This window comes from Marinobacter sp. H13 (genome assembly GCF_059072335.1).
In genome coordinates this window covers 1486278-1506324 of sequence record NZ_JCACRU010000001.1, presented here as the reverse complement: position 1 = coordinate 1506324, position 20047 = coordinate 1486278, and the positions used below count along the sequence as shown (strand labels likewise).

At 59.0% G+C, this 20047-nt stretch carries 18 protein-coding genes; 11 read left to right on the top strand and 7 right to left on the bottom strand.

Features of this window, described 5'->3' with window-relative positions:
• Positions 1-102 precede the first annotated feature (102 nt).
• The gene (locus AC5JQH_RS07155; RefSeq protein ID WP_014578400.1) at positions 103-381 is read left to right on the top strand and encodes a polyhydroxyalkanoic acid system family protein; all 279 of its coding nucleotides are present in this window, start codon (positions 103-105) and stop codon (positions 379-381) included.
• 20 nt (positions 382-401) lie between these two features.
• Here AC5JQH_RS07155 and AC5JQH_RS07150 read toward each other — a convergent pair whose 3' ends face one another.
• A complete protein-coding gene (locus AC5JQH_RS07150) occupies positions 402-1151 on the bottom strand; it encodes a DUF8198 family protein (protein ID WP_053113119.1) in 750 nt (249 codons plus the stop codon).
• A gap of 83 nt (positions 1152-1234) precedes the next feature.
• Positions 1235-2158: an alpha/beta hydrolase gene (locus AC5JQH_RS07145; RefSeq protein ID WP_014578398.1), complete on the bottom strand. Its 924-nt coding sequence runs from the start codon at positions 2156-2158 to the stop codon at positions 1235-1237.
• Positions 2159-2519: 361 nt separating this feature from the next.
• On the opposite strand from AC5JQH_RS07145, the gene AC5JQH_RS07140 reads away from it, so the two are divergent.
• From AC5JQH_RS07140 to AC5JQH_RS07125, 4 genes are all read left to right on the top strand, one after another.
• On the top strand, positions 2520-3926 hold the full coding sequence (locus tag AC5JQH_RS07140) for a WS/DGAT domain-containing protein (RefSeq protein WP_493791364.1): 1407 nt from the start codon (positions 2520-2522) through the stop codon (positions 3924-3926).
• A 187-nt stretch (positions 3927-4113) separates the two neighbouring features.
• The gene (locus AC5JQH_RS07135) at positions 4114-5220 is read left to right on the top strand and encodes a porin (protein ID WP_273157242.1); all 1107 of its coding nucleotides are present in this window, start codon (positions 4114-4116) and stop codon (positions 5218-5220) included.
• A 239-nt stretch (positions 5221-5459) separates the two neighbouring features.
• Complete coding sequence (gene nosP, locus AC5JQH_RS07130; RefSeq protein ID WP_493791395.1) at positions 5460-6629, top strand: nitric oxide-sensing protein NosP; 1170 nt, start codon at positions 5460-5462, stop codon at positions 6627-6629.
• Positions 6607-8868: a hybrid sensor histidine kinase/response regulator gene (locus tag AC5JQH_RS07125; protein WP_493791396.1), complete on the top strand. Its 2262-nt coding sequence runs from the start codon at positions 6607-6609 to the stop codon at positions 8866-8868. The genes nosP and AC5JQH_RS07125 overlap by 23 nt, the downstream gene beginning before the upstream one ends.
• A 79-nt stretch (positions 8869-8947) precedes the next feature.
• Here the strand turns inward: AC5JQH_RS07125 and AC5JQH_RS07120 are convergent, their stop codons facing one another.
• The gene (locus AC5JQH_RS07120; RefSeq protein ID WP_062786421.1) at positions 8948-9625 is read right to left on the bottom strand and encodes a response regulator; all 678 of its coding nucleotides are present in this window, start codon (positions 9623-9625) and stop codon (positions 8948-8950) included.
• Between the two features lie 371 nt (positions 9626-9996).
• On the opposite strand from AC5JQH_RS07120, the gene AC5JQH_RS07115 reads away from it, so the two are divergent.
• From AC5JQH_RS07115 to AC5JQH_RS07105, 3 genes are read left to right on the top strand one after another with little or no spacing between them, the layout of a single operon-like run.
• On the top strand, positions 9997-10950 hold the full coding sequence (locus AC5JQH_RS07115) for an ABC transporter substrate-binding protein (RefSeq protein ID WP_273093927.1): 954 nt from the start codon (positions 9997-9999) through the stop codon (positions 10948-10950).
• Positions 10947-11723, top strand: a complete 777-nt coding sequence (locus tag AC5JQH_RS07110) for an ABC transporter permease (protein WP_273093929.1) — start codon at positions 10947-10949, stop codon at positions 11721-11723. Before AC5JQH_RS07115 ends, AC5JQH_RS07110 begins: the two co-directional genes overlap by 4 nt.
• Positions 11716-12387 (top strand): ATP-binding cassette domain-containing protein, encoded by a 672-nt coding sequence (locus tag AC5JQH_RS07105; protein ID WP_273070180.1) that lies wholly within the window; start codon positions 11716-11718, stop codon positions 12385-12387. Before AC5JQH_RS07110 ends, AC5JQH_RS07105 begins: the two co-directional genes overlap by 8 nt.
• A gap of 208 nt (positions 12388-12595) precedes the next feature.
• On the opposite strand, the gene AC5JQH_RS07100 is transcribed toward AC5JQH_RS07105, so the two are convergent.
• From AC5JQH_RS07100 to AC5JQH_RS07085, 4 genes are read right to left on the bottom strand one after another with little or no spacing between them, the layout of a single operon-like run.
• Entirely contained in the window at positions 12596-13402 is an 807-nt protein-coding gene (locus tag AC5JQH_RS07100) for an ABC transporter permease (protein ID WP_286801093.1), read from the bottom strand.
• A 1-nt stretch (position 13403) separates the two neighbouring features.
• Entirely contained in the window at positions 13404-14126 is a 723-nt protein-coding gene (locus AC5JQH_RS07095) for an ABC transporter ATP-binding protein (protein WP_273093934.1), read from the bottom strand.
• Positions 14123-15097, bottom strand: coding sequence for a YVTN family beta-propeller repeat protein (locus AC5JQH_RS07090; RefSeq protein ID WP_273083503.1), 975 nt, complete (start codon positions 15095-15097; stop codon positions 14123-14125). Before AC5JQH_RS07090 ends, AC5JQH_RS07095 begins: the two co-directional genes overlap by 4 nt.
• A 41-nt stretch (positions 15098-15138) precedes the next feature.
• The gene (locus tag AC5JQH_RS07085) at positions 15139-16311 is read right to left on the bottom strand and encodes an ABC transporter substrate-binding protein (protein ID WP_286801091.1); all 1173 of its coding nucleotides are present in this window, start codon (positions 16309-16311) and stop codon (positions 15139-15141) included.
• A gap of 260 nt (positions 16312-16571) precedes the next feature.
• Here AC5JQH_RS07085 and pedF point away from each other — a divergent pair, with 260 nt between their 5' ends.
• The 3 genes from pedF (at position 16572) to AC5JQH_RS07070 (ending at position 20015) form a co-directional block, all read left to right on the top strand.
• Positions 16572-17000 carry a cytochrome c-550 PedF gene (gene pedF, locus AC5JQH_RS07080; protein ID WP_230705617.1) on the top strand — a complete coding sequence of 143 codons (429 nt, stop codon included), beginning with the start codon at positions 16572-16574 and terminating at the stop codon, positions 16998-17000.
• A gap of 89 nt (positions 17001-17089) precedes the next feature.
• On the top strand, positions 17090-18046 hold the full coding sequence (locus AC5JQH_RS07075) for a substrate-binding periplasmic protein (protein WP_286801090.1): 957 nt from the start codon (positions 17090-17092) through the stop codon (positions 18044-18046).
• A 193-nt stretch (positions 18047-18239) separates the two neighbouring features.
• Positions 18240-20015, top strand: a complete 1776-nt coding sequence (locus AC5JQH_RS07070; RefSeq protein ID WP_053113108.1) for a PQQ-dependent methanol/ethanol family dehydrogenase — start codon at positions 18240-18242, stop codon at positions 20013-20015.
• Positions 20016-20047: the final 32 nt, after the last annotated feature.

The window sequence follows — 20047 nt, the reverse complement described above, 5'->3', positions numbered from 1 at the left end:
AACCCCGTATTCTAACCGCTGACGGGGTTGCTACAAGGGTGGCGGTGAGTTAAATAGCGCCCTAAACTGTAAATCTATCCAAATCCGAGAGAAAACCGCTTCATGTCTGTAATTGATGTACATCGCCCGCACACCCTGGATCAAGAACACGCAAGGCAGGCCGCAGAATCCCTTGCCAAAGACCTGTCCAGTCAGTTTGACGTGCATTATGAGTGGGAAGGCGACCACCTGAAGTTCAAGCGCAGTGGCGTCAAGGGGCACCTGAACATCACGCCGACAGACCTGCACATTCACCTGGAGCTGGGCATGATGCTGCGGCCCTTCAAATCGCGGATCGAGCAGGAAATCCACTCCCAGCTGGACCAGATCATCAAGGCCTGAGCCAGCCAACTATCCCCGGCTCAGAGGTTTTCCGGCAGGCTGAACGGGTCCGGGTGATGGTCGAGAATGTTGCGCATTACCCGCTGCTCCCGGGAAACCAGCCGGTCGATCAGTAGCTCCACATCGTCCATCTTCCGGAAGGCGGAATAGCCCCGGTGCAGGAAGCTGTGCAGATCCGTCAGATCGGCCATCTCTGCCGGGCCCCGGGTCATCGATAGCAGCCATCCAAGGGTGCGGTTGCGGACATAGCGATCAAGTTGCTGGCCAACGTCTGCCACCAGGGTAATCTGTTTCTCTCTCTGCGCCAGCCGTCGGCTCTCCCGGTAGGCTGCACAATAGGCGTCCGTGGTGATTGCCCGCGCAGACACACCTTGCTGATGGAACAGTTCGGCGAGCTCCAGGTCCAGCTGTTGGGTGATCAGGTTCAGTTCCACGAGGCCGGCGAAGGTGTCCAGCAGATTATCTGGCAACCACTTCACCATTTTGGGAAACACCCGATCAATATTGTCGTCCCGGCGGGTCATGCCGGCCGGGGCGTAGAGGTCGGTCAGCAGAAATTCGAGGCCGTGGTGATATCCGGGATGGCGATAAAGATCCTCATGGGTCGACTTCAGCCGCTCCGCCTGCCAGTCGGCGACGGAGACGGCGTGTTCCATTAGCGGATGCTCGGCTTTCAGGCGCCGGAAATCATGGTAGTCCAGAAGCAGTTGCTGCAGCCGGCGAGCGCTTTCAGAGCGGGCTTCGGTAGCGACGAGGCGCTCACGGTACATGGGCGATGGCTCCACTAAACCTGAGGAAAAGAGCGTAGTTTAGCGGAGCTGCAGTGGTCTTGCAGCAGGGTGCAAGCCGGGCGTCAGCCCTGCGCGGCTGTCGGGAGCGTTTCGAACCCCGGAACCCATTCCTTGCTGTCCAGCGTAATGAAGTGGCTCGGTGCCTCGGTTTCCACGATGCGCATGGTGGTCGGGCTCTGGCGGGCGCTGGCCAGCATGGATGAGCGATCGAGAATGCGATCCACGGCAGGGATCAGGAAGGTGCCGTGGCGCACATGGCCGTAGACACTGCTGTCCGTCCGCGCCATCCAGTCCATGATGTTCTCGATGTTACGAACAATGGTCAGGTGATCCTTGGTGGCTGAGAACAGCTTGCTCAACAGCTGCTTCTTGCGCGGATTCATCTTGCCGAAAAAGGTCTGGCCATAGGCCGACGACGGAGCGCTGTTGATCAGACGGATCAGCCAGGGCCACATGCCGTGACTGACCGGTTCCAGAATGGTGGTTACCAGAGCTGAGAGCTTGCCGTTGGGGAGTACCGGTGCCTCCAGAACCACTTCCACGTCATCATAGAGCTCGGGCCATTGCTTGATGGCCTCGAGAATGACCGCTCCGCCACGGGAATGTCCATGAACCCGGATGTTCTGAGTAGTCGGGAGGCTGGAGAGCGCCTGGTTAAGAATGCAGGCGTCGTACTCGATCGTGCCTTCCAGCTGCTTGATCGGCACTTCCCATTCCGGCGTTTCCGGCGTAACGCCGTTTACCGGGATGTGGTAGTTGCTGCAGGTGAGCAGGATCAGTTCAGTGGTCGGCGCTTCATAGGCCTGGGTGAAGTAGCAGTGATTTTCCAGAAAGCCGTGCACGCCAATTACGGTCTGCTCCGCTTTGCCGCTGTGGTTGCGAACGGAAACAGCGCCCTTGCCGACGCGATACACATGCCCGGAAAACATTTCCGAGTAGGCGCTTTCAATCGGTTTGATCAGCTTGCGAACATGGCTCGCTTTCATAACTGTTCTCCCACCCAGCACGGCAATGGCCTGTTGTTGGAATTTGGTTGTGCTGGTAAGCCTTTTGTACCCCGATCATCTCGTTATGTTACTGGCTCTGAGTACGGATTTTTTGATGTCCCAGGGCCAATCGATCACGGATCGGCAGCGTTTAATAACCATTGCACCAAGGCTTATAACCAGTATAGGACTGAACAGTTACTCACGTGTAATTTTTTGTAACAGCGTGCGCTGGTGCAGCATATGGAGACGGCGCGGCTTGTCTGGCACAATGCGGAGTTCGGTTTTTACTTAGGGCGCCTCGTGCTTGGCATTGGATCCAGGGCCCCTTTCTTCATTACTTCTCCAGGGACGTTCGGGTTTGAGTCACGAGCAATCGCATCTCCTGCTACCTGCTGATTCGGCCTGGCTGGCCCTGGAGCGCCCGGAAAACCCCATGACCATCACCGTGATGCTCCGGGTTGATGGGCTCACTGCGCCCCGTTTCAGGGAGTTTCTTCGGGTGTACTGGATGGCCTGGGAGCGTTTCCGGTACATGCCCGTCAAACGCTCACCTGCCTGGTGGTGGGAGCAGGATCCGACGTTTGATGTTAGCCACCACCTTGATGTGGTTGTGGATCGTTTCACGCCCGACAGCCTTCAGGAATGGGTGTCCGCGCGTCTGAACCAGCCTCTGCCCATGTATCGCCCGCGCTGGAAATTCTGGCTTGCGCCCAATGCCGACGGTGGGGCGGTGCTGCTGCTGCGCATTCACCACTGTTACGCCGATGGCCTGTCTCTGCTGGGCATCTTTGACCGACTGTGCCCATCCTCTCCCCAGCAGCATCCCGCCATTTACGGCGCCCCCGAAATCGCGGAGCTGTCACGCTGGACGGCTGCGGCAAAGGCCTGGTTCGGGCAACTGATGGCATCCGAAGAGCCTTCTGAAGAATCCCACGGTGCTGGCAATGCAGACCGGTCCGCCGGTAATCAATGGCAGGACGCGGGTCGCTTGCTGGAGCGGGTCGCCCAGAAGAGCCTGAAGCTGGTCAATGAATTTTCGGAGTTCCTGGTGGAGCCGGAAGACACGGCGACGGATCTCAGGCAGCCGCTGCTGGGGAGGCGACATTGTCGCTGGTCCGAGCCGGTGCTCCTCGACCGCTTCAGAAACATTGCCCGAGCTACCAACGTGACCATCAACGATGTGTTGCTGAGCTGTGTCGCGGCTGCGGTGCGCACCCGACTTGGAATTGACGGTGCGGACCTGGATGAAGCGGTGCTGCATGCCGCCGTGCCCGTCGATATCCGCAGCCGTTTGCCCGACGAGTTGAAGCCGGCCCCCGGCGGCCTGGGCAACTATTTCGGCACCGTGTTTGTACCTTTGCCGGTGGATGGCGAAAGCCCGCTCGAGCGCTTGTACCGCATCAAGCATGAAACCCGCCGCCTGAAGAAAAGCTGGCAGCCCGGCATTGCCTGGGGGTTGGCGGCCAGTGCCACGGTGGTTCCGGAGCCCTGGCGGGAGCCTCTGGCCGATGTGTTCTATCGCAAGGCCAGTGCCGTGGTGTCCAATGTGCCCGGCACACCGGAGCCTCGCTACATTGCCGGATGCCGGATCACCGAGCAGATGTTCTGGGTGCCCCAGGCCGGGGATATTGGCCTGGGCATCAGCATTGTCAGCTACGCCAGCCAGGTGCAGTTTGGCGTCGTTGCCGATGAGGCCGTAATGGCCGATCCCGAAGACTTTCTCAACGACTGCCTGCAGGAACTGGCGCAGTTCCCCGGCCAATAGTCCGCCGGGTCGTACTCCCAAAGTTTCAATTCAAGTGCCTCCCAAATGAGCAGAAAACCTGCTCCCTGGAAGCATTTTCCCCCTCCCCCGCATCACCGACCATGGAATTCAGGCGACAGACCGCGCCTGGAGAGTCCGGATAACCCGGATCTCCGATCCCAGATTTCCAAAAACAACCGGGGGAACTATGAAAAACAATAACGTCAGAAAGTCAGGGTTAGCCATTGCCATGGCAGCAGCCATGGGTGCCAGCACAGGAGCCAGCGCCGCTGTTGAGCTGTATAACCAGGACGGCACCAGCTTTTCCGTGGATGGCTACTTCAACGCGTTCTACGTAAACCGTGACGACAAGCAGAACGACGTTCGCGATTCCCGAATCAAGATGGGCTTCCTGCCCAACACCATCGGCTTCAATTTCAGCAAGGAGATGGGTGATCTGACCCTGGGCGGGCGTTCCTCGTTCTGGACCACTATCAATGACAGTCTGGAAGCTGGTAAAGCGACGGACACCGCCATTGACGTGCGCCAATTCTACGCCACGGTGGACGGCGATTTTGGTCAGGTGCTGATTGGTAAGGACTTCGGCCTGTATGCCCGCTCCAACATTTTCCTCGACGAAATCCTGATGGGATTCGGTTCCCCGGGCGTCGCCGGTGGCGTTTCCTTCGGCAATATCCGCGCAGGCTATCCGTACCCGACACCTTCCGCCCAGATTACCTATCGCTCGCCGGATATGGGCGGCCTCAAGGTCGCGGCCGGTGTTCTGGATCCCGCCGATACGGTGACCGGTGCCAATGACGAAAATGCCGCACCCCGCTTCGAGTCCGAGGTAACCTACAACGCCAACCTGAACGATGTGGCCCTGACCGGCTGGGTGAACGGGCGCTATCAGTCTGCTGAAAATGGCAGCACGACCGTCGACAGCACAGGCCTCGGCTACGGTATCAAGGCGTCGGTCGCGGGACTGACCCTGGCTGCTTCCGGTTTTACTTCCAAGGGTGACAACCCGGTTCTGATCGGCAACGGTGCGGTGACCGAAGACGATGCCGACGGCTTCCTGGTTCAGGGCTCCTATGCCTTCGGTGCCAATCGCGTTGTGCTTTCCTACGGCGAGACGGACGCTGAAATCCTGAATCTGGAAACCGAGAGCACAACGCTCGGGTTCTTCCACGATGTAAACAGCAACTTCAAGCTGGTTGCCGAGTACAACATGTACGAAGACAACAACCGCACCACCGGTGCAACCACCACTGAGGCGGACACCATCGCCCTTGGCGCCATCGTGATGTTCTAAGCCCTACCTGGCGTTGCGGGTGGCAGGAGGCCTCTCGCTGCGCTGGTTTGTCTAAGACTAAAGTGCCGGTTTGCCTTGAGGCAAACCGGCAGCGCCACCAGGCATTGATTCAGGAGGCAGTTTAATCAATGGCTTACGATCATTTTGGCGCGCCGATTAAAAGCACTGAAGTCGCATTGGCTGCGTTTGCGGATGCCGTAGAATCGGTGAAAAGTCATCCGTTTTCGGGAACCGCGTTTATGAAGCCAGCGACGACCCTGCCTGCGGTCCGGGTAGCGAGCTCCAGCGTTCGCGATCCCATGTTGGCCGCCACCAATCTCGCCAGCCAGCTCAGCCACGAGCATCTTGGCTGTGTACTCTTCTTCTGTTCTGCGGAATACGACCTGGGTCGACTTGGTAGTGCCCTTGAGCACAGTTTTCAAGGTGCGCGTGTCTGCGGCTGCACTTCGGCCGGGGAGATCACTCCGGACGGCTACGGACGTGGATGCATCACCGCCATCGGGTTTGACAGCCGCTATTTCGCCATCGATTGCGCACTGATCCGGGAGCTGGACCGATTCACCCTGCAGGATGCCCAGGGGGTAATCGACGGCCTGCTTTCGACCTGTCGGGATGCCAGACTCGCGCCGGTCAAAGGCAACACCTTTGCCATCACGCTGCTGGACGGCCTTTCGAGTCGTGAAGAGCTGGTGCTGGCAACGCTCAACTCGGCCCTTGGCACCATTCCCCAGTTTGGCGGTTCTGCCGGCGACGATGAGCGCCTGGCCAACACCCATGTGTTCTACGACGGCCAGTTCCATACCGGAGCCGCCACGGTGTTGCTGGTAAATACACCGCTGGATTTCCGGGTGTTTTCCACGCACCACATGGTCGAACGCAGTGAAAAGCTGGTGGTGACCGACGCCTGCGCGGAAAGTCGCACGGTATACGAGCTCAACGCCGAGCCGGCGGCCGATGCCTATGCCCGAGCCGTTGGCGTGGATGTCGAAGCACTGGATCGCAAGGTGTTTGCGCTACGGCCCATGGGGGTGAAAATCGGCGGCCACTATTTTGTCCGCTCGGTGCAGCGGGTAAACCCGGACAAGAGTCTGACTTTCTATTGCGCCGTGGAAACCGGAATCGTGATGACGGCCATGGAGCCGGAATCCCTGCTGGACAGCGTTCGTACCCAGATAGAAGCCGCAGAACGGGTTGTGGGGCCACCTCTGGTGACCATCGGCTGCGATTGTTTTCTGCGCAGGCTGGAGGCTGAACTGACCGGGGAGGTGGAAGCGGTCTCGCAGTTCCTCCGCCACCACAATGTGATTGGCTTTAACACGTACGGCGAGCAGTTCGACGGTATGCACATCAACCAGACGTTTACGGGGGTGGTCATTGGCCAGCCTGATGTCCGTTCCGGACAAGATTGAAGCACCCGTTGAAGACAGGCGGGATCTCCGGATTGCCGAACTTGAGGCGGAGAACGAGCGCCTGCGGCGGATTCGCGATGCCCTGATTGTCCGGGTGGAGTCCGGCTCTGCCCATAAGCCGGAGCCCTACGCCGCCTTCGAGCACTCGGTGGTGCTTGCCGAGCAGGTTCGGGAGCGGACCGAGGCGCTGAACCAGGCCATGGAGCAGCTCAAGGGCAGCAACAAGGCCCTGAACCGGGCCAGGGAGGAAGCCGAGACAACCCGCCAGAGACTGAGTGATGCTATAGAGAGTATTGCCGATGGCTTCGTGCTGTTTGATAACAAGCATTGCCTGATCCAGAGCAACAGTCGGTTCCGGAGCTACTGGCGACACGCCGGCGTTGATGCGCCGGGCCAGGGCACCCGGATTTCAGACGTAAAGCGGCAGGCGGTGGCCTGCGGTCTGGTCCTGGAGGAACACAGCCATCCGGATTCGGAAGGCGTGGTGTTTCTGCTGGCCAACGGCCGCTGGGTTCAGGTTACCGAGAGACCGACCCGGGAAGGTGGGTTGGTGGTGCTCTATTCCGACATCACCGATGTGAAGAACAGCGAAATGGCCCGCCGGATCAAGGCGCTCGAAGAGAGCGAGCGCTGGATCCGGGTGGTGACCGACCATGTTCCCGCGCTGATTGCCTATATCGGCGCCGACATGACCATCCAGTTCTGCAACAAGGTCTATGAGTCATGGTACGGGCGCAAAGGCGAGTCGCCCCTCGGCAAACGTCTTAACGAGGTGCATTCGCCAGAGTTCTACCAGCGCCTGCTTCCCCAGATTCTCGATGTCATGGACGGCCACAACGTGACGTTCGAATTCGAGGAGACCGGTGAACAGGGTGAGGTACGCCACATGCTGCGTTCCTACGTGCCGAATTTCGATGAGCAGGGCGACATCATCGGTTTCTTCGTGCTGATCCGGGACATTACCGACCGTCGAAAGACCGCCCTGGCTCTGGAGCAGGCCTATGACAATCTGGAGCGCCGGGTGAAGGAACGCACCGCGGCCCTGACCGGCCTGAACAACCAGCTGCGCCAGGAAATCACCGAGCGGGCGGCGGTAGAGGCACGGCTTCGGGATGCCAAGCTCGAGGCCGAGCGGGCCAACCTCTCGAAAACGAAGTTCCTGGCGGCCGTCAGCCACGACTTGCTGCAACCCCTGAATGCCGCACGGTTATTCACCAGTGCATTGCTGGAACAGTCGTTCGGGCCCAAGGCTGAAGGCCTGGTTCGATCGGTGAGCACCTCTCTGGATGACGTTGAAAACCTGCTGGGCACCCTGGTTGATATTTCCAAGCTCGATGCCGGCGTGATCAAACCGGATGTCACCGCCTTTGACCTTCGGGACCTGCTCAATAATATCGCACGGGAATTCCGCCAGATGGCCATGGCCGAGGGGCTGCAACTGGACTTTATTGCCAGCTCCGCGATTGTGGAGTCGGATTCCCAGCTACTGGCTCGGATCCTCCGGAATTTCCTGACCAACGCCATCCGTTATACCGGCAACGGCCGGATTCTGCTTGGCTGCCGTCGACAAAAGGACCATGTCCTGTTGCAGGTGTGGGATACCGGCCCCGGTATTCCCGAAGACAAGCTCACCGAGATCTTCCAGGAATTCAAACGCATCCGTCCGGCCGGCTCACAACCCGATAAAGGATTGGGTCTTGGTCTGGCGATCGTGGACAAGATATCCCGCATGCTTGGGCATGAAGTCACGGTTTCCTCCATCGAGGGGAAAGGCTCGGTATTCAGTGTTCGGGTTCCTATTGGCCGCCTGAAGCCAAGGCAACCGACGGCCGACCAGAATCGAGCCGTGTCTTTCGATAGTGGTCTTGGCGGTGCCCGAATCTGGGTGATCGATAATGACCTGTCGATCTGCCAGGGCATGCAAACCCTGCTCGAAGGTTGGGACTGCCAGGTGGTGACGGCGGTGTCCCTTGAGGATCTCGAGCGTCAGCTGGATCCGGCTACCAGTGAAGTGGACCTGATCCTGGCGGACTATCATCTGGACAACGATGAAAACGGCGTGGATGTGGTGGCGGAGATCAATGGCCGCCGGAACTGCCCGGCGCCGGTGGTGATGATTACCGCCAACTACACCAATGAGCTAAAGCAGCATATCCGCGAACTTGGGCACCTGCTGATGAACAAGCCGGTGAAGCCTCTGAAGCTGCGCAGTGCGCTGAGTCATCTACTGAGAAGCTGACTGCGGTCTCATACGAAAAGGGTCAGATGAACATGTCACCTGACCCTTTTTGCTTTTAGCCTGTCAAACCCTGACCTTATTACCGCTTCAGATACTGACTGAAATCCACATCGCTGGCAGAGAGAATCGCCTGCACGCGGTTGTGAACCCCGAGCTTGCGAAGTATCGCTGATACATGGGCCTTCACCGTGGTCTCGGCGATGTTCAGGTTATAGGCGATCTGCTTGTTGGATTCGCCCTTGGACATGCGCTCGAGCACCAGCAGCTGCCGACGTGTCAGTGAGTTGAGCAGCTCCGGTGAAATCGGGTTGTCTTCATTGCGACTACGACGAGTATTGCTCTCCTTGCCGGTTCGGATGATGTCCGAAGGCAGATAGACATTGCCGTTCAGGATCTGCTGGATGGCCTCGGTCATCTGGGCCCTGGGCGAGGACTTGGTAATGAAGCCGCAGGCGCCGTAGGTAATGGCCTGCAGCACCACCTGCTTGTCTTCCTCGGCAGAGACAATAACCACCGGAATCGTCGGGGCTTCGTTGCGCAGGGTGATCAGGCCGTTAAGACCATGCATGCCGGGCATGTTCAGGTCCAGCAGGATCAGGTCCAGGTCGTCATTCTCACGGGTAATGTCGAGAGCGCTGTCCAGATCGTCGGTTTCGATGATCTCGCTGCCCTCAAAGCCAGAGGCGATAACGCTGCTGATGGCTTCGCGGAACAGTGGGTGGTCGTCGGCAATCAGAATCTTGTAAGCCGGCTCCATGGATGGGTCTACCTGTTTGTTTTCAGTGTCGGGAATGGCTTCCGAATCATGATAGCGTTTTTTCAGAATCATGATGGCAGTTTTCGGAAGGGTAGTTCTCGGTAGAGAGTGCGGCTTCGAGCTCGTTCAGCATGGCGGCCTCCTGTGCAGAGAATCGCCGGAATCGGTTCCGATCCTCTGTTTATTATTGTGATGGTTTCATTACACGCCATCTTGGTCTCGGGTTGAATGCGACCATCGCACCAAAAAACAGGCACCAAAGTACTATTCTTGCAAGGCTGTGGGCTTCGTATCGTGGAGCAATGAGCCTACAACCAACAATAACGACCGTCTCCCGATCCTCGCTTGCCGATCCCTGGATCAAAAAGGGAATGGCCGCCGTGCTGGGTCTTTTCCTGAGTCTCGCAGGCAGTGTCCATGCCCGGGAAGAAGCGTCTGACCTGCCCGTGCTGTCTGTCAGCGTGTTGCAGTTTGGCACCGCCCACTGGGAGCTCGACCATCTCCTGCATCGGGAGCTGGACCGGGAGCATGGCTTTCGGCTGGAATTGAAACCGGTGGCCAACCTGCCGGCCTCCAGACTGGCGGTCACCAGCGGCTCGGTGCACGGTGCTGTGGCCGACCTGCTGTGGGCCCAATCGCGATTCCAGGCCGGCACGCCCTACCTGTACGTTCCTTTCTCCTCACAGATTGGCGATATCGTCGTCGCTGACAGCTCAACGATTCGCTCGGTGGCGGATCTGGCCGGCAAGCGCATTGGTATTGCGGGCGGGCCGGATAGCAAGGGCTGGATACTGCTCAAGAAGGTGGCTCAGCGCCAGGGAATCAATCTGGAGGAATCCGCCCAACTTCAGTTCGCAGCTCCGCCTCTGTTGAGCCAGGCGCTAAAACGCGGGCAGGTGGATGTCATCGTTACCTACTGGCATTTTGCGGCCCGCCTGAGAGGTGAGGGCGGCTGGCGGTCGGCGTTTGGTATGGCTGACCTGCTCACGGAGCTGGACCTGGATCGCAACCTGCCGGTGCTTGGCTATGTTTTTCCCGAGAGCTGGGCCCAGGACAACGGCCCGCTGACTGATCGTTTTGCTGCTTCCCTGCAACAGGCCAAAGCCGAGCTGGCGGAGAGTACATCCTACTGGCAGCGCTTGCGTCCTCTCATGGGAGATCCGGACGACAGTGTTTTCGCAGCATTACGAGAGGGCTTTGTCGCCGGGACGCCTGCGCCGCAAACGGACCAGAGAATCGCTGACTTGCAGCGTTTGATGACCCTCACCGGCGCCGACCCGGACAACCTTATGCCGGCCCATCTGTTTTACCAGAGGCAGCCGTGAAAGGCCGTGCCGGCCGGCCGCCGCTGTGGAGCTACTGGGTAGTTCTGCCGTTATTTGTCCTGTTCTGGGGACTGATCGCCTGGCTAATTCAGTCGCCGTTGCTGCCGACGCCCCTGAACGTGCTGGACACCCTGATTCGTGAATCGGCGACTGGCGAACTCTGGCATCATCTGGGCGCGACGCTCGGGCGTGTGGTGGTTGCCTTTATTCTGGCCATGATCATTGGCACCGCTATCGGCATCGCCATGGGCCGTTCGCAAACCACCAATGCCCTGTTCGATCCCTTGCTGGTGCTTTTATTGAACCTGCCGGCCCTGGTCACCATCATCCTCATGTATGTCTGGTTCGGCCTGGTGGAAGTGGCGGCCGTGATGGCGGTCGTGATCAACAAAGTGCCCAACGTGGCGGTTACCGTCCGGGAGGGCGCCCGCAGCCTGGACTATAGGCTCGAGGAGATGGCCACTGTTTACGAGTTCACCCGGTGGCAACGGTTGCGGGAAGTCTGGGTACCCCAGCTGTTTCCCTATCTCATGGCGGCTACCCGGGGCGGCCTGGCCCTGATCTGGAAAATTGTCCTGGTGGTGGAGCTGCTCGGCCGTTCCAGCGGCGTTGGCTTCCAGTTGCATATGGCGTTTCAGGTTTTCGACGTGGCCGCCATTCTTGCCTACAGCCTGGCGTTTATTGCCATCGTCCAGCTGATTGAACTGGCCATACTTCAGCCTCTTGAGCGCCGATCCAGTCGCTGGCGACAACCGGAGGCCGCCCATGCTTGAACTCAGAATCGCCGGCCGCGATTTCGGCCAGCCGGTGCTCGGAGAGGTCTTCGCAACCATTGCGCGAGGCGACCGCATCTGCCTGCTGGGACCCTCGGGAATCGGCAAGACCACGTTACTGAACGCCATTGCCGGTCTCGATAAATCGGTGCCAGAGAGCGCCGTTATCGGCCGGGAGCAGCTCCGGGTGGGCTACCTGTTTCAGGAGCATCGCCTGCTGCCATGGCGGACTTTACACGCCAATCTCAGGCTGGTTGGTGCCAGCGATGACGAGGCCGGGACGTTGCTGGGCCAGGTTGGCCTGGCCGGATACGGCCATTATCTCCCGGACCAACTGTCACTCGGTATGGCCCGAAGAGCCGCCCTGGCCCGTTGCCTGGCGGTGAAACCGGACTTGCTCTTGCTGGACGAGCCGTTTGCCTCGCTGGACCCCATCATGGCCGGCGAACTGAAAGCCTTGATCGCCGGAATCCTGAACTCGCAACCTGATATGGCGATGATCTGCGTTACCCATGATGGCGGTGATGCAGAGATATTGGCGAACCGCCTGTGGTATCTCGACGGCAAGCCTGCGCGACTGCAGTGGGACGATGTATTGGCAGAGCCTGGGCTGGTCGATGGGCTTCTTGGGCGCCTTCGTGATCTGGATTTGACGGGCTCTTAGGTTGATCGAGGGTGTCCGCAGTCTGTCGGATTACGCTTTGCTAATCCGACCTACCTGTGTTGGCGGTTTGCACGGAGTATGGGTGGTCAGCGGGGAGAAGGTTTCCAAAACTGTGCGGAGCCAGGGATGGCGGAGCCCAAGCGTCACAGGGATGTGCCGTAAGGAGCGTGTTTTGGAAACCTTCTCCGCGCTGACCACTGGCACCAAATCAAGCCGGCTTGGAAGCCCCAATTATCCTGGTGCGTTGGGGCCGGAAGCCTGCCGTGGCCAGTAGCGCTAGCACCGCCGTCACACCGGCGGTAATCCCGTAAGCCATCGGATTCCACTCCAGGTACAGCGAGAAGCGGATCGCCTCGACCGCGTGGGTGAACGGATTGAACTGGCAGATCCAGTACAGCCAGGGGCTGGCCTCGTTCATGCGCCAGAGCGGATAGAGCGCCGAGGACATGAAGAACATCGGGAAAATGACAAAGTTCATCACCCCGGCGAAGTTCTCCAGCTGTTTGATCCAGGTGGCGATCAGCAGGCCCAGAGCGCCAAGCATCAGACTGGTCAGAATCAGCGCTGGCAACACCGCGAGGTAACCCCATAGCGGTGGCTCCACATCCACCAGCAGTGCCAGCAGCAGGAACACATACACCTGGCCAATGGACACCACGCCCATGGCCAGCAGTTTGGTGACCAGCAGGAACGGCCGGGGCAGGGGGCTCATGAGCAGCACCCGCATGCTGCCTAGCTCCCGGTCGTACACCATGGACAGGGCTCCCTGCATGCTGTTGAACAGGATGATCATGCCGCATAGCCCGGGGGCAATGTAGGTCTCGTAGGTGATGTAGGTTTCATAGGGCGGAATGATGGAAATGCCAAGAACCGCCCGGAACCCGGCGGCAAACACCACCAGCCAAAGCAGTGGCCGGACCAGGGCGCTGGCAAAGCGAGTGCGCTGCTGCCAGAACCGCAGCCATTCACGGGTCTGGATGCCAACAAAACAGTGCCAGTAGTGCGCTGCGTTCATATCAGCCGGCTCCGATCAGGGCATGGAAGGTTTCAGCCAGGTCGCGGGTGCCTTCGGCGTCGCAGATGGCCTGGCCGTTGCCGTCGGCGAGCAACTGGCCCTGATGCAGGATCAGCACGCGGTCGTCGGCGCGGACTTCTTCAATCAGGTGCGTGGCCCAGAGCACGGTCAGTCCGTCTTCGTCGCACAGGGTTCGCACGTGCTCGTTGAGCGCTTTGCGGCTGGCGACATCCAGGCCCACCGTCGGCTCGTCCAGCAACAACAGGGAAGGGTTGTGAAGCAGGGCCCGTGCTATTTCCACTCGCCGACGATGGCCGCCGTTGAGCTGGCGGACAGCGTCGTTGGCCCGGTCCTCAAGGCTAAAGCGTTCCAGTTCCCGATCAACCCGAACCCTGGCTTCCTTGCGGGACAGACCGTGCAACGCGGCGTGGTATTGCAGGTTTTGGCGCACGGTCAGATCAAGGTCCAGGGCGTTCTGCTGGAATACGACGCCGATCTGACGCATGGCCTCGGCCGGCTGTTTTTTCAGGGACTGCCCGGCCAGCAGGAGTTCGCCCTGCTGCAGGGCCAGCAGTCGGGTGAGCAAACCAAACAGGGTTGATTTGCCGGCGCCGTTGGGCCCGAGCAGCGCGTGAAAACGGCCAGAGGTCAGCGTAAAGCTGACCTCCCGGAGCACCGGCTTGTCGCCGTAACGAAAGCTGAGGTTGCTCGCTTCGATGGTCATGACGTCGGATCGATGACCACACCCCAGGGGTAGCGGCCTACCTTGATGGATTTGATGACCTTCAGGTCTTCCACATCGATCACGGATACATCGCCGGACACACCATTGGTGGTGTAGAGGTGCTTCTCGTCCTTGTCCAGATCCAGCTGCCACACCCGGGCGCCCACCAGCAGGTAATCCAGGACTTCATAGGTCTGGGCATCAACAACCGCTACATGATTGGAGGGGCCGAGCGCTACGAAGGCGTATTTGCCATTGGACGTCAGTTCAATACCCACCGGCTGGACCCGATCCTGATTAACGCCAGGCACCTTGAAGGACATCTCGTGAATCTGCTCCAGGTTGTCGACATCGATGATGTGCACGGTGCCGCCGATTTCGGCGGAGGCCCAGGCAATCTTGCTGTCCTTGCTGAACTCCACGTGGCGCGGGCGCTGACCCACCACAATGTTTTTCTCGATCTCGAAGGTCTCGGTGTTGATCCAGTGCAGCATGCTGGTGGTTTCGGAGGTGTTTACCGCCCACTTGCCGTCCGGGCTCACCGCCATCCCCTCCGGCTCAATGCCCACATCGATCTGGGCCAGAACATCCTTGGTATCCACATCCACCACCGTCACGATGGCGTCGTCCTCGTTGGCGATGTAGAGGTGCTTGTTATTCGGGTGCAGCGCGAACTGCTCCGGATCTTCACCGGAAGGCAGGGTGTCCACAATCTTGCGGGTGGCCAGATCCAGCACCTGAACCGTGTCGTCGTCGCTGGCACAGATGTACAGCTTGGTAAAGTCTTTGGACAGCAGGATACCCCGGGGCCGCTGGCCGACACTGATGGTCTCAATCACTTCCTGGGTTTCGGTATCAATCACCGACAGGGTGTTATCTTTCTCGTTGGACACATAGGCCACGCTGGCCAGTGCCGGTGTCGACAGGCCGATCATGGCGGCCAGTGCGGTCTGTTTGAACAGGGTTTTCATGGTGTGACTCCTTTTTGTTTTGAACGTTGGCCGGCATGGGCTCAGCCGTTAATCCGGCACTCGCTTTCAGGTCTGTCGAAGCCGAGGGTGTCCATTTCGGTATTCGGGTGCAGGAAGCCTTCAAAAGGAGCTCGTGCTACCAGCCCCCGGGGATGCACGAGTGGAATCGGCTGTCTCAGCTGGCCGTTCCAGTCGCGGAAGGTGAGTTTGCGGCCCTTGAACGCGGCCAGCTGGAATTTGTCACTGAACAGGAAATTTCGGATGTCGGTGGGGTGCGCAGAATTCAGGTCGGTCACTGCCGTACCCATTGACCGAATGGCAGCCCAAGCCGCGTAGTCTTCACCGTTCATATCCCGCCCAGCCAATTCGCGGAAACGGTTTTGAAGTTGCGCGGCACCCCAGCTTTCCACCACCCGATGCCAGGTGACCGGTGACATGCCCTGGGTGCCCACCACCGGGCGCGGCAGCCAGGTGTTGAAAGGCACGTACTCGCCAAAATCGCCCCGTACATCAGCGACTACAACCGCATCATAATCACTGGCCTGGGTGAACAGCGGTAGTTCTTTGGAGGCGGTACGGCGCAGGTCGGCGTCAAAGGTCCAGGGCTTGTCTTCGACGATCTCCAGCCCGAAGCGCTTGGCGGAACGGCGGAAGGCATCGGCCCAGCCCTTGTCTGCTTCAGTCGGCCCGGTAATCAGGAAAACCTCATCCCAGCGTCGCTTATTCAGCCACTGGCCCAGGGCGTCGGTGAGCATCGAATAGCTGGGGATGGTGTGCAGCAGGTTCACGTGACACTGGCCGGTGCGCAGGGCATCGTCCTTGGCGCCAGCGTTGAAGACCAGGGTGTTGTCGCCGCTCTTGCCCGTGATGGTCTTCAAGGTCTGGGCCGGAGCGTTCACCACGAAGAGCTCAATGCCGCTCTCACGCATGGCATCAAAGGCCGCGATGGCCGCTTCTTCCGAATCGGCAACCTCACTCCGGAGTGAGTAGGCCTGGCCCAGAAACTTGCCGGTTGTGCTGTTGTCGTTGATGGCCAGTTCAGCCCCTCGCAAACCGGCGTCTTCAGGTTCCGGAATCACATTGGAAAGCACCGGCCCCTGGTCTGGCACCCACTGCAGGTAGCCGATCTGCACATCCAGGGATTCCGCCTTTATCGGGCTTGTCAGCGCCAGCGTTACCAGTGAAGTGGCCGCCGTCCGGGACAGAAAAGACATGGGATTCTCCGGTTTGTTGTTGTGCTTCCAGCTTATGGAAGGGGGAAACGCCCGGAAATATTCAGAAAGTAGGAATCAGGCAGTACCAAAGGATGAGATTTCCTCTCGGGGACCAAAAATCTACTACCAAGGAACTAAGCCAAAACCCCCAAAGTGGCATTCGGATTGGACATGGGGATTCCTAGACTGGTGGTCAGCAAGTTGGCAACTGACAAATCCAATAGCCAACCACGGGGAATCCAATAACAGAGGTAAGACCAATGGCAATGTCCTTTTCACTCAAAACCATCGTGGCTTCGGCCATGTTTGGCCTGGCCGGCTTCGCTATTGCCCACGGCAATGTCACACCACAGGAAGTGGATACGGGCAACCTGCCGGAGCTGGGCGATGAGGTGCGCATCGAGAACCCCTTCCGCGAGGGCAATGAATTCGGCGAGTTCAACGCCCAGGCCGCGAAAATCGGCGAGAGTGCCTACGCTGGCAACTGCGCCGCGTGCCATGGCATTCGGGCGATGTCCGGCGGTCTCACGCCGGATCTTCGCGAACTGACCGAGTGGGATGACGAGTACTACATCGGACGCGTTATGAACGGTACCGATCGCGGAATGCCGTCCTGGAAAAAGAGCATGGACCAGAACGCCATGTGGGCAATCCGCACCTATGTGGAATCCCTGCCCAAGCCAGAGTGATGAGCGCGGCTACTGTCAAAACGAGCGCCTGAATTCGGGCCGGCCCTGTGCCGGCCCTTCGTCGTTGGGAGAAAAGGAGGGAGAAAACAATGAAAAGTCTACTTGGAATACTTGCCCTGTTGCTGTTCGCCCAGGTGGTCCTGGCCCAGGAGGTTAACGACGGGAACGAATTGCTCAACCGGCCTGCGGAGCGCACCTACGACATCATCCTGGATTCCGGCTACCTGAAGGTCGGTGTCTATGAGAATTTCCCGCCTTATTCCTACGAGGTTGATGGTGAGCCAATGGGTATCGACATCGAACTCGGGCGGCGGATTGCCGAGGAAATGAGCGTTGAGTTCAAGGTGCACTGGATCATCCCCGACGAGAATCTCGGAGACGACTTGCGTAACAACGTCTGGAAAGGGCACTACCTGGCCAAACAGCGGCTTGCGGATGTGATGCTCCGGGTGCCCTACGACAAGACCTATGCCTACATGCAGGATTCCACCGGTGAGTACATCAACGAACAGGTCGTTCTGTTCGGCCCCTATCAGCAGGAAACCTGGCAGATTGCCTACAACCCCGAAAAGCTCGATGCCGTCGAAACCGTGGCGGTTTTTCAATACAACCGTATTGGCGTCGAGATAGATACCTTGCCTGATTTTTATCTGACCTCCGCGTTCGGCGGCCGCATGCGGGAACAGGTTCGCCATTACACCAACGTGGCGGACGCGTTCGAGGCCATGCGCAAGGGTGAAGTAAGTGCCGTCATGGGTATGCGCTCGGAGATCGATCACGAACTGGCCAAATCCGAGAACGCCATGTTCGAAGCCGCTGGAAACGGGTTTCCGGGTATCGGCAAACAGGTATGGGATGTGGGTATGGCGATCAAACACACCCATCGCCAGCTGGGCTATGCCCTTGAAGCCATCATCGACAGGCTGGTGAAGACCGGCGAGATGAACGAGCTGATGGCCAGCCAGAAACTCCGATACAGCGTGCCGGGTTATTACCGGGAATTTCTGGATGAGCAGGCTATCGCCAGGGCTGAAGGGGATCTCTGAGGGTTTGCCCCGAACGCCGGGGCCGGAAGATCCGGTGTAGTCGTACTACCAAGTGATGAGAAAACCTGTTCCGGCGAGCAATTGTTGGTTTTGCCCCCGAGGCGAAGAATCGTATCAGAGGCGGGAAAAGTTCCCGGTTCGGCCTGAAACGAACTCAAGAGAACTGAAAACAAGAGACTTGGAGAGCGCAACCATGAGAACCAACAAGTTCGGGATTCGCATTGCGGCCAGCGCCCTGGCCATGGCTGTTTCCTACGGGGCCCATGCGGTAACCGACGAAGACATCATCAACGATCACAAGACCCCTGAAGACATTGTCAGCTATGGCATGGGTACCCAGGGACAGCGCTATAGCATTCTGGAAGATCTGAACACCAGCAACGTTCAGTATCTGCAGCCGGCCTGGGCTTTCTCCTTCGGCAGCGAAAAAATGCGCGGCCAGGAATCCCAGCCGCTGATCAAGGACGGCGTCATGTACGTGACCGCCTCCTACTCCCGCATCTATGCCATCGATGCCAGGACCGGCGAAGAAATCTGGCAGTACGATGCCCGTCTGCCCGATGGCATCATGCCCTGCTGTGACGTGGTGAACCGCGGTGCCGCCATCTACGGCGACAAGGTGATCTTCGGTACCCTGGACGCCAAACTGGTTGCCCTGAACAAGGACACCGGCAAGCCGATGTGGATCAAGAAGGTGGCCGATTACCAGGCCGGTTATGCAATCACCGCCGCGCCCATGGTCATCAAGGGCAAGGTCATTACCGGCGTTTCCGGTGGTGAATTCGGTATTGTCGGCAAGGTGGAAGCCTACGATGCCAATACCGGTGATCTGGTATGGACCCGTCCGACGGTAGAAGGCCATATGGGCTATGTCTACAAGGATGGCAAAAAGATCGAAAACGGCATTTCCGGTGGCAAGGCAGGCGTGACCTGGCCCGGCGAAATGTGGAAGAACGGCGGCGCGGCTACCTGGCTGGGCGGCACCTACGATCCGGACACCGATTCCCTGTTCTTTGGTACCGGTAACCCGGCGCCCTGGAACTCGCACCTGCGCCCCGGCGACAACCTGTTCTCCTCAAGCCGACTGGCGATTGATCCGGACGACGGCAGCATCAAGTGGCACTTCCAGACCACCCCGAACGATGGCTGGGACTATGATGGTGTTAACGAACTGATCTCCTTCAACTACGAAGAGAACGGTAAAACCGTGAAAGCAGCGGCCACCGCCGACCGTAACGGGTTCTTCTACGTACTGAACCGCGAGAACGGTGACTTTATTCGTGGCTTCCCGTTCGTGGACAAGATCACCTGGGCAGAGGGCCTGGATCCGAAGACCGGCCGTCCGATTTACACCGAGGGCGGACGCCCGGGCAATCCTGCCGATATGGAAGGTGGCAAGGGTGAAATGGTTCTGGCTCAGCCAGCCTTCCTCGGCGGCAAGAACTGGATGCCCATGGCCTTCAGCCAGCAGACCGGTCTGTTCTACGTGCCCTCGAACGAGTGGTCCATGGATATCTGGAACGAGCCTGTTTCCTACAAGAAGGGCGCTGCGTTCCTGGGTGCAGGGTTCACCATCAAGCCGGCCAACGATGACTACATCGGCGTACTTCGGGCCATGGATCCGAAAACCGGTGAGGAAGTCTGGCGTTACGAGAACACCGCACCGCTGTGGGGTGGCGTGATGACAACGGCCGGTGGTCTGGTGTTCACCGGTACGCCCGAGGGCCATCTGAAGGCGTTTGATGCCAAGACCGGCGAAGAGCTCTACCGCTTCAACACCGGTTCCGGTGTCGTGGGCACGCCCATCACCTGGACCATGGATGGCGAGCAGTACGTCTCTGTGGCGTCCGGCTGGGGTGGCGCGGTTCCGCTCTGGGGTGGCGAAGTGGCCAAGGTAGTGAAGGACTTCAACCAGGGCGGTATGGTCTGGACCTTCAAGCTGCCGAAGGATCGGGTTGCCAGCAACTGATCCAAGCGAAAGTGAAAAAAAAGGTCGCCCTG

Bases quoted from the DNA above. Each gene is read 5' to 3' on its own strand.
- AC5JQH_RS07155 (WP_014578400.1), top strand. From the start codon at position 103: ATGTCTGTAATTGATGTACATCGCCCGCACACCCTGGATCAAGAACAC.
- AC5JQH_RS07150 (WP_053113119.1), bottom strand. From the start codon at position 1,151: ATGTACCGTGAGCGCCTCGTCGCTACCGAAGCCCGCTCTGAAAGCGCT.
- AC5JQH_RS07145 (WP_014578398.1), bottom strand. From the start codon at position 2,158: ATGAAAGCGAGCCATGTTCGCAAGCTGATCAAACCGATTGAAAGCGCC.
- AC5JQH_RS07135 (WP_273157242.1), top strand. From the start codon at position 4,114: ATGAAAAACAATAACGTCAGAAAGTCAGGGTTAGCCATTGCCATGGCA.
- nosP (WP_493791395.1), top strand. From the start codon at position 5,460: ATGAAGCCAGCGACGACCCTGCCTGCGGTCCGGGTAGCGAGCTCCAGC.
- AC5JQH_RS07125 (WP_493791396.1), top strand. From the start codon at position 6,607: ATGTCCGTTCCGGACAAGATTGAAGCACCCGTTGAAGACAGGCGGGAT.
- AC5JQH_RS07120 (WP_062786421.1), bottom strand. From the start codon at position 9,625: ATGGAGCCGGCTTACAAGATTCTGATTGCCGACGACCACCCACTGTTC.
- AC5JQH_RS07115 (WP_273093927.1), top strand. From the start codon at position 9,997: ATGGCCGCCGTGCTGGGTCTTTTCCTGAGTCTCGCAGGCAGTGTCCAT.
- AC5JQH_RS07105 (WP_273070180.1), top strand. From the start codon at position 11,716: ATGCTTGAACTCAGAATCGCCGGCCGCGATTTCGGCCAGCCGGTGCTC.
- AC5JQH_RS07100 (WP_286801093.1), bottom strand. From the start codon at position 13,402: ATGAACGCAGCGCACTACTGGCACTGTTTTGTTGGCATCCAGACCCGT.
- AC5JQH_RS07095 (WP_273093934.1), bottom strand. From the start codon at position 14,126: ATGACCATCGAAGCGAGCAACCTCAGCTTTCGTTACGGCGACAAGCCG.
- AC5JQH_RS07090 (WP_273083503.1), bottom strand. From the start codon at position 15,097: ATGAAAACCCTGTTCAAACAGACCGCACTGGCCGCCATGATCGGCCTG.
- AC5JQH_RS07085 (WP_286801091.1), bottom strand. From the start codon at position 16,311: ATGTCTTTTCTGTCCCGGACGGCGGCCACTTCACTGGTAACGCTGGCG.
- pedF (WP_230705617.1), top strand. From the start codon at position 16,572: ATGGCAATGTCCTTTTCACTCAAAACCATCGTGGCTTCGGCCATGTTT.
- AC5JQH_RS07075 (WP_286801090.1), top strand. From the start codon at position 17,090: ATGAAAAGTCTACTTGGAATACTTGCCCTGTTGCTGTTCGCCCAGGTG.
- AC5JQH_RS07070 (WP_053113108.1), top strand. From the start codon at position 18,240: ATGAGAACCAACAAGTTCGGGATTCGCATTGCGGCCAGCGCCCTGGCC.